General features: G+C 51.2%; 15 protein-coding genes and 1 other annotated feature. Of the genes, 9 read left to right on the top strand and 6 right to left on the bottom strand.

Annotated elements, in window-relative coordinates:
- Window positions 1–238: cation-transporting P-type ATPase (locus tag AC1DUO_RS09395; RefSeq protein WP_477987127.1), on the bottom strand; the 238-nt coding region annotated here is incomplete at its 3' end.
- Between the two features lie 595 nt (window positions 239–833).
- On the opposite strand from AC1DUO_RS09395, the gene sltY reads away from it, so the two are divergent.
- Window positions 834–2,753, top strand: coding sequence for a murein transglycosylase (gene sltY / locus AC1DUO_RS09390; protein WP_173362118.1), 1,920 nt, complete (start codon window positions 834–836; stop codon window positions 2,751–2,753).
- Window positions 2,754–2,809: 56 nt separating this feature from the next.
- Window positions 2,810–3,145, top strand: coding sequence for a trp operon repressor (gene trpR, locus AC1DUO_RS09385; RefSeq protein WP_013577084.1), 336 nt, complete (start codon window positions 2,810–2,812; stop codon window positions 3,143–3,145).
- Between the two features lie 23 nt (window positions 3,146–3,168).
- Here the strand turns inward: trpR and yjjX are convergent, their stop codons facing one another.
- Window positions 3,169–3,702, bottom strand: a complete 534-nt coding sequence (yjjX, locus tag AC1DUO_RS09380) for an inosine/xanthosine triphosphatase (protein ID WP_013577083.1) — start codon at window positions 3,700–3,702, stop codon at window positions 3,169–3,171.
- Between the two features lie 51 nt (window positions 3,703–3,753).
- Here yjjX and gpmB point away from each other — a divergent pair, with 51 nt between their 5' ends.
- The gene (gpmB, locus tag AC1DUO_RS09375; RefSeq protein WP_013577082.1) at window positions 3,754–4,401 is read left to right on the top strand and encodes a 2,3-diphosphoglycerate-dependent phosphoglycerate mutase GpmB; all 648 of its coding nucleotides are present in this window, start codon (window positions 3,754–3,756) and stop codon (window positions 4,399–4,401) included.
- Window positions 4,402–4,413: 12 nt separating this feature from the next.
- On the opposite strand, the gene robA is transcribed toward gpmB, so the two are convergent.
- Window positions 4,414–5,277, bottom strand: coding sequence for an MDR efflux pump AcrAB transcriptional activator RobA (robA, locus tag AC1DUO_RS09370; protein ID WP_013577081.1), 864 nt, complete (start codon window positions 5,275–5,277; stop codon window positions 4,414–4,416).
- A gap of 208 nt (window positions 5,278–5,485) precedes the next feature.
- Here robA and creA point away from each other — a divergent pair, with 208 nt between their 5' ends.
- Window positions 5,486–5,968: a protein CreA gene (creA, locus tag AC1DUO_RS09365; protein WP_013577080.1), complete on the top strand. Its 483-nt coding sequence runs from the start codon at window positions 5,486–5,488 to the stop codon at window positions 5,966–5,968.
- A gap of 91 nt (window positions 5,969–6,059) precedes the next feature.
- Here the strand turns inward: creA and arcA are convergent, their stop codons facing one another.
- Window positions 6,060–6,776: a two-component system response regulator ArcA gene (gene arcA / locus AC1DUO_RS09360; RefSeq protein ID WP_013577079.1), complete on the bottom strand. Its 717-nt coding sequence runs from the start codon at window positions 6,774–6,776 to the stop codon at window positions 6,060–6,062.
- A gap of 666 nt (window positions 6,777–7,442) precedes the next feature.
- On the opposite strand from arcA, the gene AC1DUO_RS09355 reads away from it, so the two are divergent.
- From AC1DUO_RS09355 to thrC, 5 genes are all read left to right on the top strand, one after another.
- Window positions 7,443–8,129, top strand: a complete 687-nt coding sequence (locus AC1DUO_RS09355) for a tRNA/rRNA methyltransferase (RefSeq protein WP_013577078.1) — start codon at window positions 7,443–7,445, stop codon at window positions 8,127–8,129.
- Window positions 8,130–8,345: 216 nt separating this feature from the next.
- Window positions 8,346–8,414 (top strand): thr operon leader peptide, encoded by a 69-nt coding sequence (gene thrL, locus AC1DUO_RS09350; RefSeq protein WP_071823645.1) that lies wholly within the window; start codon window positions 8,346–8,348, stop codon window positions 8,412–8,414.
- Window positions 8,353–8,469, top strand: a sequence feature (Thr leader region). Its footprint overlaps the gene before it by 62 nt.
- 34 nt (window positions 8,470–8,503) lie before the next feature.
- Entirely contained in the window at window positions 8,504–10,963 is a 2,460-nt protein-coding gene (gene thrA / locus AC1DUO_RS09345; protein WP_119262120.1) for a bifunctional aspartate kinase/homoserine dehydrogenase I, read from the top strand.
- A 1-nt stretch (window position 10,964) separates the two neighbouring features.
- Window positions 10,965–11,894, top strand: coding sequence for a homoserine kinase (gene thrB / locus AC1DUO_RS09340; protein WP_037033471.1), 930 nt, complete (start codon window positions 10,965–10,967; stop codon window positions 11,892–11,894).
- 24 nt (window positions 11,895–11,918) lie between these two features.
- Window positions 11,919–13,208, top strand: coding sequence for a threonine synthase (thrC, locus tag AC1DUO_RS09335; protein WP_119262119.1), 1,290 nt, complete (start codon window positions 11,919–11,921; stop codon window positions 13,206–13,208).
- A gap of 67 nt (window positions 13,209–13,275) precedes the next feature.
- Here the strand turns inward: thrC and yaaA are convergent, their stop codons facing one another.
- On the bottom strand, window positions 13,276–14,049 hold the full coding sequence (gene yaaA, locus AC1DUO_RS09330; RefSeq protein ID WP_112197254.1) for a peroxide stress protein YaaA: 774 nt from the start codon (window positions 14,047–14,049) through the stop codon (window positions 13,276–13,278).
- A gap of 111 nt (window positions 14,050–14,160) precedes the next feature.
- Window positions 14,161–15,588, bottom strand: coding sequence for an alanine/glycine:cation symporter family protein (locus tag AC1DUO_RS09325; RefSeq protein WP_013577073.1), 1,428 nt, complete (start codon window positions 15,586–15,588; stop codon window positions 14,161–14,163).
- Window positions 15,589–15,651 lie beyond the last annotated feature (63 nt).

The raw sequence follows: 15,651 nt of genomic DNA, 5'->3' as shown, positions 1-15,651 counted from the left end.
CATCATTGAAGTGCGCCAGAAAACGCATCAGGGCGCTTTTGGCGGCTTTYTCCGGTAAGGCGTTCGGGCCATATTCTTTCAGACGCTCGCTGGCATCGTGCCGGGTCAGGCCATTCTCGCCAGTTCCCAGACGCTGCATGGCGTCGTTACCACTAATCTGATACCAGTTTTTGTTTTCTGTCGCGACAGAAGAAGAGGGGCTGGCATTCGTTTTTACAGATGAAGTTGAGTGAGTCATATACTTTCCATAAGCCATGAACTGCGCTGCTATTAATATTTCAATCCTGACGGCGAAATAGTGAATATCAAAAAATCAATTTTACAATAGGGTGTGATCATAATTAATTATCTGGGAATAAATTTGATCTGAGCCAATAAATACTTTTTTTGTATCAACGTTAATAGGTAAAATTCTTTAAAAACAGATGGATGTGTCCTTTAGGAATTTCGGTATTAATTACCCTTTATTTAGGGTTTGTTTAGGAATTAAATATCTAAGTAAATTGAAGTAAGTAAATCTAAGTTTTGTCAGCGTGGTTATTTTGGTTGAAATGGTAAGGGTGCTATCTATTGGCGTTTTACCGGGTAATACCCGCTAATTAATTGCGGATATTGAATCCTGAGAAATTATTCCCGCCGCCACGTTCTGTGACAGAAAATAGATCTTCCGCTGTCTGGTAACTGTCCGTCGCTTGCACCACACTGTGTAAAGTTTGTGATGCTGTCCGCACATCGCTTCAATTTTAAAAATGAATCGATTAGCGTAGTGGCTGTCTACAGAATGCAAAACAGTTTCGGCATAACCCGTGAGGATAAAGGTAAGTATGGTCAAGGTGGACAAATGGCACTCTCTGGCAATGAGCGTGTTGCTGGTAACAGTATCGGGCGTGGCGAAAGCTGACTCGCTGGACTCGCAACGCCAGCACTATATGCAGATTAAACAGGCGTGGGATAACAATCAGTTGGACGTCGTCAGTCAGCTGATGCCCACGCTGGAAGATTATCCGCTTTACCCTTATCTGGAATACCGGCAACTGACGCAGGAACTGGGCGATGCCACGCCCGCGCAGGTGAATGCCTTTGTTAAAGCCAACCCGACATTGCCGCCTGCGCGTTCCCTCCCGGCCCGCTTTGTGAATGAGCTGGCGCGTCGTCAGGACTGGAACAGTTTGCTCTCTTTCAGCCCGCAGCCGCCGAAACCGGTCGCTGCACGTTGCAACTACTATTACGCCAAATGGGCGACCGGCGATCAGAAAACCGCGTTTGATGGCGCGAAAGATATCTGGCTGACCGGCACGTCACTGCCGAATACCTGCGACAAGCTGTTCTCCGTCTGGCAGGGCGCAGGCAATCAGACTGCATTGACTACGCTGCAACGCATCGGCCTGGCGATGAAAACCGGCAATACGAATCTGGTGAACTTCCTGGCGAAGCAGTTACCGCCGGATTACCAGACCATGCGCGATGCGCTGCTGGATTTACAAAACAACCCGAATACCATTGAAAGCTTTGCGCGCAGTGTCGGGCCGACTGATTTTACCCGCAATGCCACCAGCATTACGTTTGCGCGTATCGCCCGTGATGATGCGGAAAATGCCCGTTCGATGATCCCCGTTCTTGTGCGTCTGCAGAAGATGAGCGACAGCGAACGTCTGGATCTGGAAGAAGCTGTCGCCTGGCGCTATATGGGCAGCGACGCCACACCGGAACAGGCGGCATGGCGCGATAACGTTATTCTGCGCAGCCATTCCACCACGCTGGTGGAGCGTCGGATTCGTATGGCGCTGGCCGCCGGTGATCGTCAGGGACTGAGACAGTGGCTGGATCGTTTACCTTCGGATGCCCTGCAGGAAGATGAATGGCAGTACTGGCGTGCGTCAGTGATGATCGACAACGGTCAGCGCTCACAAGGTGAAGCGATGCTGCGCACATTGATGAAGGGGCGGGGATTCTATCCGATGGCCGCCGCGCAAAAGCTGAATGTTGCTTATCCGATGCAAATTTCTGTGGCTGCGAAGCCTGATGCCAGCATTGCGAAATTGCCGGAAGTCGCCCGCGTTCGTGAACTGATGTACTGGCAGATGGACAATCTTGCACGCACTGAATGGAGCTATCTGGTCAGCAGTCGTTCTGAATCTCAGCAGTCGGCACTGGCGCGTTACGCTTTCGAGCAGAAATGGCCCGATCTCAGCGTGCAGGCGACCATTACCGGCAAGCTTTGGGATTATCTTGAAGAACGTTTCCCGCTGGCGTGGCCGGATGAATTCCGCCGTGCGACCAATGACAAAGGCATCACGCAAAGCTACGCGATGGCGATTGCCCGTCAGGAAAGCGCATGGAACCCGAAAGCCCGTTCGCCGGTAGGAGCCTCTGGTCTGATGCAGGTGATGCCTGCGACAGCGCAACATACCGTGGATATGTTTGGTTTGCAGGGTTACAGCAATCCGGCTCAGCTACTGGATCCGCAAATGAACATCACCATCGGCACCAGCTATCTGGAATATGTCTATCAGATGTTTGGCCGCAACCGTATTTTATCCAGCGCTGCTTACAACGCCGGGCCTTCCCGTGTGAATACCTGGCTGGGCAACAGCGCGGGCAGGGTGGATTCGGTCGCGTTCATTGAGAGTATCCCTTTCTCCGAAACTCGCCGATATGTTAAAAATGTGTTGGCATATGATGCATTTTATCGCTATTTTTTACATCAACCGGCCAAGATTTTGACGGATGCCGAATGGCAGAGGCGTTACTGATCCCGTATCGTTTATGATAAGCTGCTGTACTAGTTTAATAGTATGGCAGCCCAATCATGAATCAACGACCCATCACTGACCCTGCTCTTTCCCAACAAGGCAATGAGGACTGGCAGTGCTTTCTGGCACTGCTACAGCAATCTTTTGCTGAAAATCTGCATCAGGATCTGCTGCAACTGCTTCTGACGCCCGACGAACGTGCGGCGCTGGGAACGCGGGTACGCATTATTCAGGAGCTGATGCGGGGAGAGATGAGTCAGCGCGAACTGAAAAGCCAGCTGGGTGCCGGTATCGCTACGATAACCCGGGGATCGAATGGCCTGAAAACGGCTCCGGCAGCGCTAAAGGATTGGTTGAGCGGGCAACTGCTGGCAGACAAAACGGGCGAATGAAGTGCCCGTTTCAGTCTGAAATTTTAATGGGTCTGGGCGCGGGTTTGATAAACCGGGTTATGAAAAGGCGCTAAAGCCAGCACCAGTGCCTGATGATAAACGCTGGTGCGGTTCAGTTTCCCGGCGGTAAAAATGCCGATGGCGCCGCCTTTACGCTTCACCTCTGCGATACCCGTCAGTTTTTCCATCTCATCCCCCAATTCACTGCCCTGGTTGATCCCCTGTAAAATGATTTCAGGTAACATTAAACTGGCTGAACGTGATTCGCCGCGCTGGTGCATATTCTCAATCACCATCCAGGCGAATGTCATATTGTCTTCGATACCCGCTTCCACGCCGACCCAGAAGTCTGCTTCGGGACGAACCTGACGCGCACCGATTACACGATGGCGTGCCCCGGTACGGGTTTCATTACTGCCAATAGGTTGATTTGGAACACCACTGTCGACATCAACGCCTTCAATGCGAAATGCCTCAGCGCCGAAAATGTCTTCAAAAGCCATGGCGATAGCTTTGATTTTTGCCGGGTTAGTGGTTGCAGCGACAACATGATACATAGAGTTTTAGCATCCTTTAGCAAATTTCACGCAGTATAACGGAAAACACTCATGTTACAGGTATATCTCGTCCGTCATGGCGAAACAGAATGGAACGCCGCCCGCCGTATTCAGGGGCAGTCAGACAGCCCGCTGACGGCTAAAGGTCTTTACCAGGCCCGTCAGGTTGCTGAGCGCGTGCGTAAAGAAGGGATCACTCACGTTATCACCAGTGATTTAGGACGTACCCGCCACACGGCGCAGATTATCGCTGATGCCTGCGGGTGTGAAGTGATCAATGAGCCACGTTTGCGCGAACTGCACATGGGCGTGCTGGAAGAACGTATTCTGGATGGTCTGACGGAGCAGGAAGAAATATGGCGTAAGCAGATGGTTGATGGTTCACCCAAAGGGCGCATCCCCGAAGGTGAAACGATGACTGAACTGGCCGTGCGTATGCGTGCCGCGCTCGACAGCTGTCTGGATTTACCGGCGGGAAGCAAGCCGCTGCTGGTCAGCCACGGTATTGCGCTGGGCTGTCTGATCAGTACGATCCTTGGCTTGCCTGCCTATGCGGAACGCCGTCTGCGTCTGCGTAACTGTTCGCTGTCGCGTGTTGATCACCAGCAAAGCGCCTGGCTGGCAAATGGATGGATTGTGGAAACGGCGGGCGATGTCTCACATCTTGATCTGCCCGCGTTAGACGAGTTGCAACGCTAACGCCAGAAGGCGTTAGCGGCGGATTGGGATCAGGTAATCACACTGTATTTCGGTTGGCGCAGTGCCGGGGGCATGGCCATTCGTGTAAAAGCGTTCGATATCCTGTCCCTTTCTGCGGGTCAGTTTCAATGTTGGCAGACAGGTGCTGTACAACGTCAGAATAAATTCCTGCAAACGTTCCGGCGTGCCATTGTAGTGGAACATGGCATATTCACCGTGCTGCAACACAATAGGCTGACCTTCAACGTTTTCCGGCAGGTGCTGAGCTTCCAGCGCTGTCGTGTACAATACTTCCTGCTCGTCATCTTTCTCCTGGCTTGGACGTGAATGGTGCAGGCCATAAAGAATGGGCGGCAGCGTTTTCGCTTCCCCAATATATTGACGCCAGAAGTGACGACGCATCTCGTTGCGGTACGTGGTGATTTGCTCCAGCGTACATGAATAGCTTTGCGTCATGCCGATCAGATGCTGTTCTGGTAATGAGACATACTCCGGTTGCGGCAGAATGAATGCACCCAGTCGGATAGGCGGGCAAATACCAAACGAATGCCAGTCTTCAGCACGACGATACAATGCCGGCGTTTGTGCGAATTGTTTTTTGAAAGCCCGGGTAAACGTTTGTTGGGAGTCAAAACGGTACTGAAGGGCGATATCTAATATCGGGCGACTGGTGAGACGCAAAGCGACAGCCGCTTTCGACAGGCGGCGGGCACGAATATAAGCACCAATGGCATTATTCGTGACGTCTTTAAACATGCGCTGCAGGTGCCACTTGGAATAGCCGGCCTTGGCTGCGACATTGTCGAGTGACAAGGGCTGGTCTAAATGGGTTTCTAACCAGCTAAGAAGGTCACGAATGATTCCTGCTTGATCCATAGATCGTCCTCGTTGAACTAAGATAAATGCACAGAATGATGGGCGGCATAATAGCAACTTTTTCCCGATAAGACTGCTTAAGATTTTTTTGGCTATCTGTGCTATTTACAGGTGTTACAGAGTATTTCATTCCGAAAGTGTGAATGCACGCTTTCTGATTGTGGTTTCTTTAGAAAACAACGTCATGCTGATGACGTGGAGTAACTTAATGAATAAATGTTGGATTTTTGTATTTGGGATGTTTATTTTTTGTTCTGGAGCAGCGCGTGCAGAGCAAGTGGGATCAGTGGATACCGTCTTCAAATTATTCGGTCCGGACCATAAAATTGTGGTCGAGGCCTTTGATGATCCTGATATTAAAAATGTAACTTGTTATATCAGTCGTGCAAAAACCGGCGGCATCAAGGGCGGATTAGGTCTGGCCGAAGATACATCGGATGCGGCGATTTCCTGTCAGCAGGTAGGACCTATCGAGCTCAGCGATAAGATTAAGCAGGGCAAAGACAAAGGCACTGTAGTTTTCCAGAAACGTACCTCTCTGGTGTTTAAAAAGCTGCAGGTGGTGCGTTTTTATGATGAAAAACGTAATGCGCTTATCTACCTGAGTTATTCCGATAAAGTCGTGGACGGTTCACCTAAAAATGCCCTCAGCGCGGTGCCGATCATTCCGTGGGGACATGCTGAGCCTTGAGTTTCACCAAGGGATCCAAATCAAAAGGCCAGCTTTCGCTGGCCTTTACGTTTTATCACATCGACTGCAGAGCGGTTGGCAACCTTCTGTATCAGTCTTCCAGATCACCGCAGAAACGGTAACCTTCACCATGGATAGTGGCGATGATTTCCGGCGTATCCGGAGTCGCTTCGAAATGCTTACGGATGCGACGGATAGTCACGTCAACAGTACGGTCATGAGGTTTCAGCTCACGGCCGGTCATTTTCTTCAGCAAATCGCCACGGGTTTGGATTTTGCCCGGGTTTTCACAAAAATGCAGCATGGCGCGGAATTCACTGCGCGGTAACTTATACTGTTCGCCCTGCGGGCTTATCAGCGAACGGCTGTTGATATCGAGTTCCCAGCCATTGAATTTGTAGCTTTCAACCAGACGACGTTCTTCACCGGTAGTACCCAGGTTCATCGTGCGGGACAGCAGATTGCGTGCGCGGATGGTCAGTTCGCGCGGGTTGAATGGCTTGGTGATATAGTCATCAGCGCCGATTTCCAGACCCAAAATTTTATCAACTTCGTTGTCGCGGCCGGTCAGGAACATCAAAGCAACGCTGGCTTGTTCACGCAGTTCGCGTGCCAGCAGCAGGCCATTTTTGCCTGGCAGGTTGATGTCCATGATAACCAGATTGATATCATTTTCGGACAGAATGTGGTGCATTTCAGCGCCATCATTGGCTTCATGCACCATGTAGCCTTCTGCTTCAAAAATGCTCTTTAACGTATTACGTGTCACTAACTCGTCTTCGACGATCAGAATGTGAGGGGTCTGCATGATTGCTACCTAAGATTGCCAACAAATAGAAAATAGGAGTACAGAAGTCCTTGATATCCCAATGAATTTTGATGCCTTATTGGCCATCTCACTCGTTACATGACTAAAGTACGTAAATGCGTTCTCGATGCAATTTCCATCAACGGCAACAACATCGCAAGCTCGGTCAGGGATTCCACTTTCTGCAGTTCCACGGGGTCCTAAAGCGGCGCATATCCTAACCCTATTAACAGCAATATAACAGCGAGTGTCGAAATTACCACCCAACAAAATTACGGTTTGTTGACATATATCAAGTTCAATTGTAGCACGGTAACAGAACAGTGAAAAACACTTACAAGAATGCACGTTTGAGTCACATTTCGGCCTTTATTGTACACGATTCAGCTAATCCTCAGGAAACCCAAGATAAATGCAAAATCTGTATGTATCATTATTATATATCCATATGAAAAATAATGACTAATTTTTTAAGGGAATGTGCTTAACCCTGCCAGCAGCTTTTTTACCTCCCGGTTAAGCTTTTCCGATAAAATAAAGGAATATATCAAGTCGACTGTTAAGTTCTTGTGAAGAATATAAACGATGAATAGGTCTGAAACAGGATAAAATTTCATCGCTGAAATACAGGCGGCAAATTCTTTTTCCTTCCTGCAAAGGCGTCATATGCAACTTCATATTATTTTAGTGTCACCGGCTCGCCCGGAAAATGTCGGTGCGGCAGCCCGCGCAATGAAAACCATGGGCTTTGCTTCCTTGCGTATTGTGGACAGCGAGGCACATCTCAAGCCGGAAGCCGGTTGGGTGGCACATGGTTCGCAGGACATCCTGCAAAATGCTCTGCATTTCAGCACACTGGCAGAAGCCCTGGCTGATATTGATTTTACTGTCGCGACGACGGCCCGCAGCCGGGCTAAATTTCACTATTACTGCACGCCTCAGGAATTGCAGGTGCAGCTTGAAGAGAAAAGCCAGTGGGTGAATCACGCTGCGCTGGTATTTGGCCGTGAGGATTCCGGGCTGACCAATGAAGAGCTGGAACTGGCTGATGTGCTGACCGGCGTTCCGATGGTGGCGGATTACCCGTCGCTGAATCTGGGGCAGGCCGTGATGGTATTCTGTTATCAGTTATCGTCTCTCAATCAGGTGACCTCAGTGAAACCTGAAAATGCCGAAGCGGGACAGTTGTCGGCATTGCGTGCACGGGTCGGGCGATTACTGGAAAATGTCGGGGCAGAAGATGACCAGAAATTGTCCGACTGGCTGCATCAGCGTCTCGGTCTTTTGCAGCAGCGCGATGCGGCAATGCTGCATACTTTGCTACATGACATCGAAAAAAAACTGACCCAATGATGTGAGGGGAATCCTTACCGCTACAGTTCGATATCCGGTGCGGTGATAGCAGAGTTATCGATCGTACTGGAAATGCTTTTAAAGGCAGATAATTATCCATTTCATTCTGTCCGTGATTAACCTGCCGAAAATAGAAAAAAATTGACTTATTGTGCCTTATGCTTTAGCTAATAGAGGCAGACAGAGTACAAACCTAAAGACAGACAGAAAATAAAAATGCGAATCATCAGCCTGAACACAACAATTATTACCACCACCGATACCACAGGTAACGGGGCGGGCTGACGCGTACAGGAAAAAGAAAAAAAGCCCGCACCTAACCAGTGCGGGCTTTTTTTTTACATTTAAACGAGAGCTTCAGGAGAGAACCAGAAATGCGAGTGTTGAAATTTGGCGGGACCTCGGTAGCAAACGCAGAACGCTTCTTGCGGGTTGCGGACATTATGGAAAGCAATGCACGTCAGGGACAGGTCGCGACGGTATTATCCGCGCCTGCCAAAATCACCAACTATCTGGTTGCTATGATTGAACGAACTGTCGCAGGGCAGGACATTCAGACCATCATGAGTGATGCGGAAAACATTTTTGGTCAGCTGATAACCGGCCTGGCGGCCGCGCAACCGGGTTTTGATTTGCCGAAAGTGAAAGCGTTTGTCGATCACGAATTCGCTCAGCTGAAACAGCTGATGCATGGCATCACCCTGCTGGGACAATGCCCGGACAGCGTAAATGCCTCCATCATCTGTCGTGGTGAAAAGCTCTCTATCGCTATTATGGAAGCGGTGTTCCTTGCCAAAGGTTTTGGCGTCACCGTCATTAACCCGGTCGAAAAACTGCTCGCGCAGGGGCATTACCTTGAATCGACTGTGGACATCAACGAATCCACCCGGCGTATCGCCGCCAGCGCTATTCCAGCCGATCACATTGTGCTGATGGCCGGTTTCACTGCCGGTAACGAACAGGGCGAACTGGTGGTGCTCGGACGTAATGGTTCCGATTATTCAGCCGCCGTGCTGGCTGCCTGTTTACGTGCCGACTGTTGTGAGATCTGGACTGACGTCGACGGTGTGTATACTTGCGATCCGCGCATCGTGCCGGACGCCCGCTTACTGAAATCCATGTCATATCAGGAAGCGATGGAGCTGTCGTACTTTGGTGCGAAAGTGCTTCATCCGCGTACCATCCTGCCGATTGCCCAGTTCCAGATCCCTTGCCTGATTAAAAACACCACCAACCCGCAGGCGCCAGGCACGCTGATAGGCAGCGAAAGCCTCGGCGATAATACGCCGGTGAAAGGCATCACTAATCTGAACAACATGGCGATGATCAACGTTTCCGGTCCGGGAATGAAAGGGATGATCGGCATGGCGGCGCGCGTGTTTGCGGTGATGTCCCGTTCAGGCATTTCGGTGGTGCTGATCACCCAGTCTTCTTCTGAATACAGCATCAGTTTCTGTGTGCCGCAAAGCGAACTGGAACGCGCCCGTAAAGCGCTGGAAGACGAGTTCTATCTGGAGCTGAAAGACGGTCTGCTTGAGCCGCTGGATGTGATGGAGAAGCTGGCGGTTATTTCTGTCGTCGGCGACGGCATGCGTACCCTGCGCGGTATCTCGGCGAAATTCTTCTCGGCACTGGCGCGCGCCAATATCAATATCGTGGCGATTGCGCAGGGGTCGTCTGAACGTTCTATCTCGGTGGTCGTCAATAACGACGATGCGACCACCGGTGTGCGCGTAAGCCACCAGATGCTGTTCAACACAGATCAGGTTATCGAAGTCTTCCTGATCGGCGTAGGCGGCGTGGGCGGGGCGTTGATTGAACAGATCCGCCGTCAACAAGCGTGGCTGAAAACCAAACATATTGATCTGCGCGTTTGCGGCATCGCCAACTCCCGCGCATTGCTGACTAACGTTCACGGCATTGCGCTGGAAACCTGGCGTGATGAACTGGGTGCCGCGAAAGAGCCGCTGAATCTGGGACGTCTGATCCGTCTGGTGAAAGAATACCACCTGCTGAATCCGGTGATTGTTGACTGTACTTCCAGTCAGGAAGTGGCTGATCAATACGCCGATTTCCTTGCCGACGGTTTCCACGTCGTAACGCCGAACAAAAAGGCCAATACTTCTTCCATGAATTACTACCATCAGTTGCGTAAAGCGGCGGATGGTTCACGCCGTAAATTCCTCTATGACACCAACGTCGGCGCGGGTTTACCGGTCATCGAAAACCTGCAAAACCTGCTGAATGCCGGTGATGAGCTGATGCGTTTCTCCGGCATCCTCTCCGGCTCGCTGTCCTTCATCTTCGGTAAGCTGGATGAAGGCATGTCGTTATCTGCTGCAACATTGCAGGCGAAAGAGATGGGCTATACCGAACCGGATCCGCGTGATGATCTGTCCGGTATGGACGTTGCCCGTAAATTGCTGATCCTGGCGCGTGAAGCCGGTTACAAACTGGAGCTGACGGATATTGACGTGGAATCCGTTCTGCCGCCGTCCTTCAATAGCGAAGGCACTGTGAATGAATTTGTGGCGCGTCTGCCGGAACTGGATGCCGAATTTGCCAGGCGTGTTGCGGATGCCACCGCCGCAGGTAAAGTATTGCGTTATGTTGGTGCTATCGAAGACGGACAATGCAAAGTAAAAATCGATGCCGTCGATGGTAATGACCCGCTTTATAAAGTAAAAAATGGGGAGAATGCGCTGGCGTTTTACAGCCGCTATTATCAGCCGTTGCCGTTGGTTCTGCGTGGCTACGGTGCCGGTAATGATGTGACGGCGGCAGGTGTGTTTGCCGATCTTTTGAGAACGCTGTCATGGAAGTTAGGAGTTTAATATGGTTAAGGTGTATGCCCCGGCTTCAATCGGGAACGTCAGCGTAGGCTTCGATGTTCTGGGCGCGGCCGTGTCTCCGGTGGATGGCACGCTGCTGGGCGACTGTGTTTCCGTTGAGGCGGCCACAGTGTTCAGTCTGAAAAACGAAGGCAAGTTTGTGTCTAAACTGCCGGATCGCATGGAAGACAACATCGTTTATCAGTGCTGGCAGCGTTTCTGTCAGGAAATCGGCAAAGAAGTGCCGGTGGCGATGACGCTGGAAAAAAACATGCCGATCGGCTCAGGTCTGGGCTCCAGCGCCTGTTCGGTGGTCGCCGGTCTGATGGCGATGAATGAGTTTTGCGGTAAGCCGCTGAATGAAAACCAGATGCTGTTGCTGATGGGCGAGCTGGAAGGGCGGATTTCCGGTAGCGTACATTTCGATAATGTGGCGCCATGCTATTTAGGCGGCATTCAACTGATGCTGGAAGAACTCGATATCATCAGCCAGGACGTGCCAGGCTTTGATGACTGGCTGTGGGTGATGGCGTATCCGGGGATTAAAGTCTCGACGGCCGAGGCGCGTGCCATTTTACCTGCGCAGTATCGCCGTCAGGATTGCATCAGCCACGGACGTTATCTGGCGGGCTTTATTCATGCCTGCCACACTCAGCAACCTGCGCTGGCCGCAAAACTGATGAAAGATGTGATTGCTGAACCTTACCGCACCCGTCTGCTGCCGGGCTTTGCCGAAGCCCGCAGCGCCGCAGAAGAAATTGGTGCGCTGGCTTGCGGGATTTCCGGTTCCGGCCCGACGTTGTTCGCGGTGTGCAACGACAGTGCGACAGCGAAACGTATGGCTGACTGGTTGCAGACGCATTATCTGCAAAATGACGAAGGCTTTGTTCATATTTGTCGTCTTGATACCGCGGGCGCGCGGGTATTGGGATAACTCGATAATTTATTGGGATAACTAATGAAACTGTACAACCTGAAGGATCACAACGAGCAGGTCAGCTTTGCTCAGGCCGTCAAACAAGGTCTTGGAAAACAGCAGGGATTATTCTTCCCGCTGGAATTGCCTGAGTTTGAACTGACCGAAATTGATCGCTTGCTGGAACTGGATTTCGTCACCCGCAGCAGCCGAATTCTTTCTGCTTTCATCGGCGATGAAATTCCGGAAGAAGAATTATATCAGCGTGTAAAAAATGCGTTTGCCTTCCCGGCACCCGTTGCCAAAGTGGAAGAAGACATTGCCTGTCTGGAACTGTTCCACGGCCCGACCCTGGCCTTTAAAGATTTCGGTGGCCGCTTCATGGCGCAGATCCTGACTCAGGTATCTGGCGATCAGCCGGTGACTATTCTGACCGCGACCTCCGGTGATACCGGTGCGGCAGTGGCACATGCGTTCCACGGTCTGAAAAATGTTCGTGTGGTGATTCTGTATCCGCGCGGCAAAATCAGCCCGTTGCAGGAAAAACTGTTCTGTACGCTTGGCGGAAATATTCATACCGTCGCTATCGACGGCGACTTTGATGCCTGTCAGGCGCTGGTGAAACAGGCGTTTGATGATGAAGAACTGAAACACGCGCTGAAACTGAACTCAGCTAACTCCATCAATATCAGCCGACTGCTGGCGCAGATTTGCTACTACTTTGAAGCGGTTGCCCAACTGCCTCAGGAAGCGCGCAATCAGCTGGTGGTTTCCGTACCAAGCGGTAACTTCGGTGATCTGACAGCCGGTCTGCTGGCGAAATCCCTCGGCCTGCCGGTGAAACGCTTTATTGCGGCGACCAACGCCAATGATACGGTGCCGCGTTTCCTGTCTAACGGCGAGTGGGAACCGAAGAAAACCGTTGCGACTCTGTCGAACGCTATGGATGTCAGCCAGCCAAACAACTGGCCGCGTGTGGAAGAGTTGTATCGTCGTAAAACCTGGCAGCTGAAAGATCTGGGCTTCGGTGCGGTCAGCGATGACACCACCGAAGACGCGATGCGCGAGCTGGCCAATATCGGTTATATCTCTGAACCTCACGCGGCAATTGCTTACCGTGTACTGCGTGACCAGCTGCAACCGGGCGAGTTCGGCCTGTTCATCGGGACGGCGCATCCGGCAAAATTCAAGGAAAGCGTGGAAGCGATTCTGGATCAGGACATCGGTTTACCGAAAGAACTGGCGGATCGCGCTGACCTGCCATTGTTGTCGCATAATCTTCCGGCTGATTTCAGCGAGATGCGTGCATTCCTGATGGCGCTGCCTGAATAAAGATTGTGTTTCAGACAGGCAAAAGCCCTCTTCGTGAGGGCTTTTTTGTATCCGCAGATCAGGTCAATCAGCGCTCAGGACGGGTAAACACCAGTTCATTGCCCTGCGAACGTGATTCATCAAATTCATAACCTTCCAGATTGAAATCCTGAAGCTGTTTCGGCTTATCCAGACGCTCTTTAATAATAAAGCGGCTCATCAGGCCGCGCGCTTTTTTGGCGTAGAAGCTGATGACTTTGTATTTGCCGTTCTTCTCGTCGAGGAATACCGGCTTGATGATTTCGCCATCCAGCAGTTTGGGTTTCACCGCTTTGAAGTATTCATCAGACGCCAGATTCACCAGCACTTTGCTTTTTTGTTCACTGAGCAGTTGGTTGAGTTTTTCGGTCAGCAAATCTCCCCAGAAGGCATACAGATTCGCGCCCTGGGGATTTTCCAGACGGATACCCATTTCCAGACGGTAAGGCATCATCAGATCCAGCGGACGCAGCAGGCCGTATAAACCTGACAACATCCGCAGATGTTTCTGTGCAAAATCAAAATCCTTCTCACTGAAATCTTCTGCCTGCAGACCGGTATACACATCGCCTTTAAAGGCCAGCAAGGCCTGACGGGCGTTATCCGGCGTGAAATCCGGCTGCCAGTCATTAAAACGTTCGGCGTTCAGATGGGCCAGTTTGTCGCTGATCCCCATCAGTGAAGAAATCTGCGCAGGAGACATTTTACGTGCCACGGTAATCAGCTGGCTGGATTTATCCAGCAGCTCCGGTTGGGTATAGCGCGTTGTCGCAAGCGGGCTTTCGTAATCGAGCGTTTTGGCAGGTGAAATAATGGTCAGCATAGTCTCGTCCGTTGGTCAGTGACGGTTCACATTCAGGATTTTTGTTGCCTTACTGTAGCAAAAAAGTCACTGCGATGGAGGCATGATATCGATAGGTAAAAGCGCAGGAAATCAGCGCGGAGGCATTTTTTTATCCCAGACGCCGGGCTGGAGCTGACCGCGTAATTCAGGGTAGTGATCAGGATTAAACACCGGCGTTTTCCCCATCCGTCGCTGGCGTTCATAATCTTTCACCACGCTGACCGCGATGCCCGAAAGCAGCAACAGTGCGGTGAGATTGAGTATTGCCATCAGCGCCATGACGATATCGGCCAGTTTCCACAGGACTTGTAATTCCATCAGGCATCCGCAGAACACCATGCTGATGACCATCAACCGGAAAATCAGTAATTTAACGGGCGAAGAACCGTGAAAGAAATTCAGATTGTTTTCGGCATAGGCATAGTTTCCGGCAATCGACGTGAACGCAAAAGAGAAGACCAGAATGGCCAGAACCACATGGCTCCAGCCTGCGGTTACCGGCATAATCGATTGCTGTATCAGCCGGATGCCAACCGGGGCGTCAGGTTGATCAAGGGCTCCTGACGTCAGGATGATCAGCGCGGTTGCGGTACAAATCACCATGGTATCGATGAAGACGGCAAACATCTGACTGAACCCCACCATGGCCGGGTGGCTTACGCCCGCCATCGCCGCTGCATTGGGTGAAGAGCCGACACCGGCTTCGCTGGCAAAGGCGCCGCGTTGCATGCCCTGCGTAATGGCCTGTGTCACGCCATACGCCAGTGCGCCGGAAGCGGCCTGCTGTAAGCCGAAGGCGCTTTTGAATACCAGCGCCAGCACCTGTGGCAACTTTTCAATGTGATGACCAATAACCCAGATGGCCAGCAACAAGTAGGCGAAGGCCATCAGCGGTACAAGCCATTTCGAAAGCCAGGTGATTGCGCGTATACCGCCAAAAATCAGTATCGCGACCAGCACGGATAAAATGCAGGCGGTGGACAGCGCCGGTACATGCAGAAGATGGAAAGAAGCCTGAGCAATGGAATTGGCCTGTAAGGCGCTGAAAATAAAGCCGCAGGAAATCACCATCAGCAAGGAAAACAAGATACCCATCCAGCGCATTCCAAGCCCTTTTTCCATGTAATCAGCCGGCCCGCCGCGAAATTTTTCATGGGCTACATTGCCTTTGTAAATCTGCGCCAGCGTGTTTTCTATCATTGCCGTCGCCATGTTGAAAACTGCAATAATCCACATCCAGAAAATAGCGCCAGGGCCGCCGAGCGTAATGGCGATGGCGACACCGGTGAGATTACCGGTACCAATACGCGATGCAAGGCTGAGACACAGCGTCCGCCACGGGGAAATACCTCGTGTGATGTGTTTTCGCTTATAAAGAGTGGGGGAGAAAAGGTGGCCAAAGTGACGAAACTGAATGAAACCAAGACGGAACGTAAGGTAAATGCCGGTGCCGCATAGCAGGTAAATCAGGATTGAACTCCAGAGAATAGTATCGAAAAAATCCAGCAGGTCGTTCATAAATTGTCCTTGGTTGATTTGCCCTTCATCATTTTTATTTGTTTGCTTGCGGGCAATGACCAC

Source organism: Rahnella sp. P4_A8 (assembly GCF_056402435.1).
The sequence above is the reverse complement of the archived record's forward strand: the minus strand, read 5'-3'. Positions and strand labels throughout refer to the sequence as shown.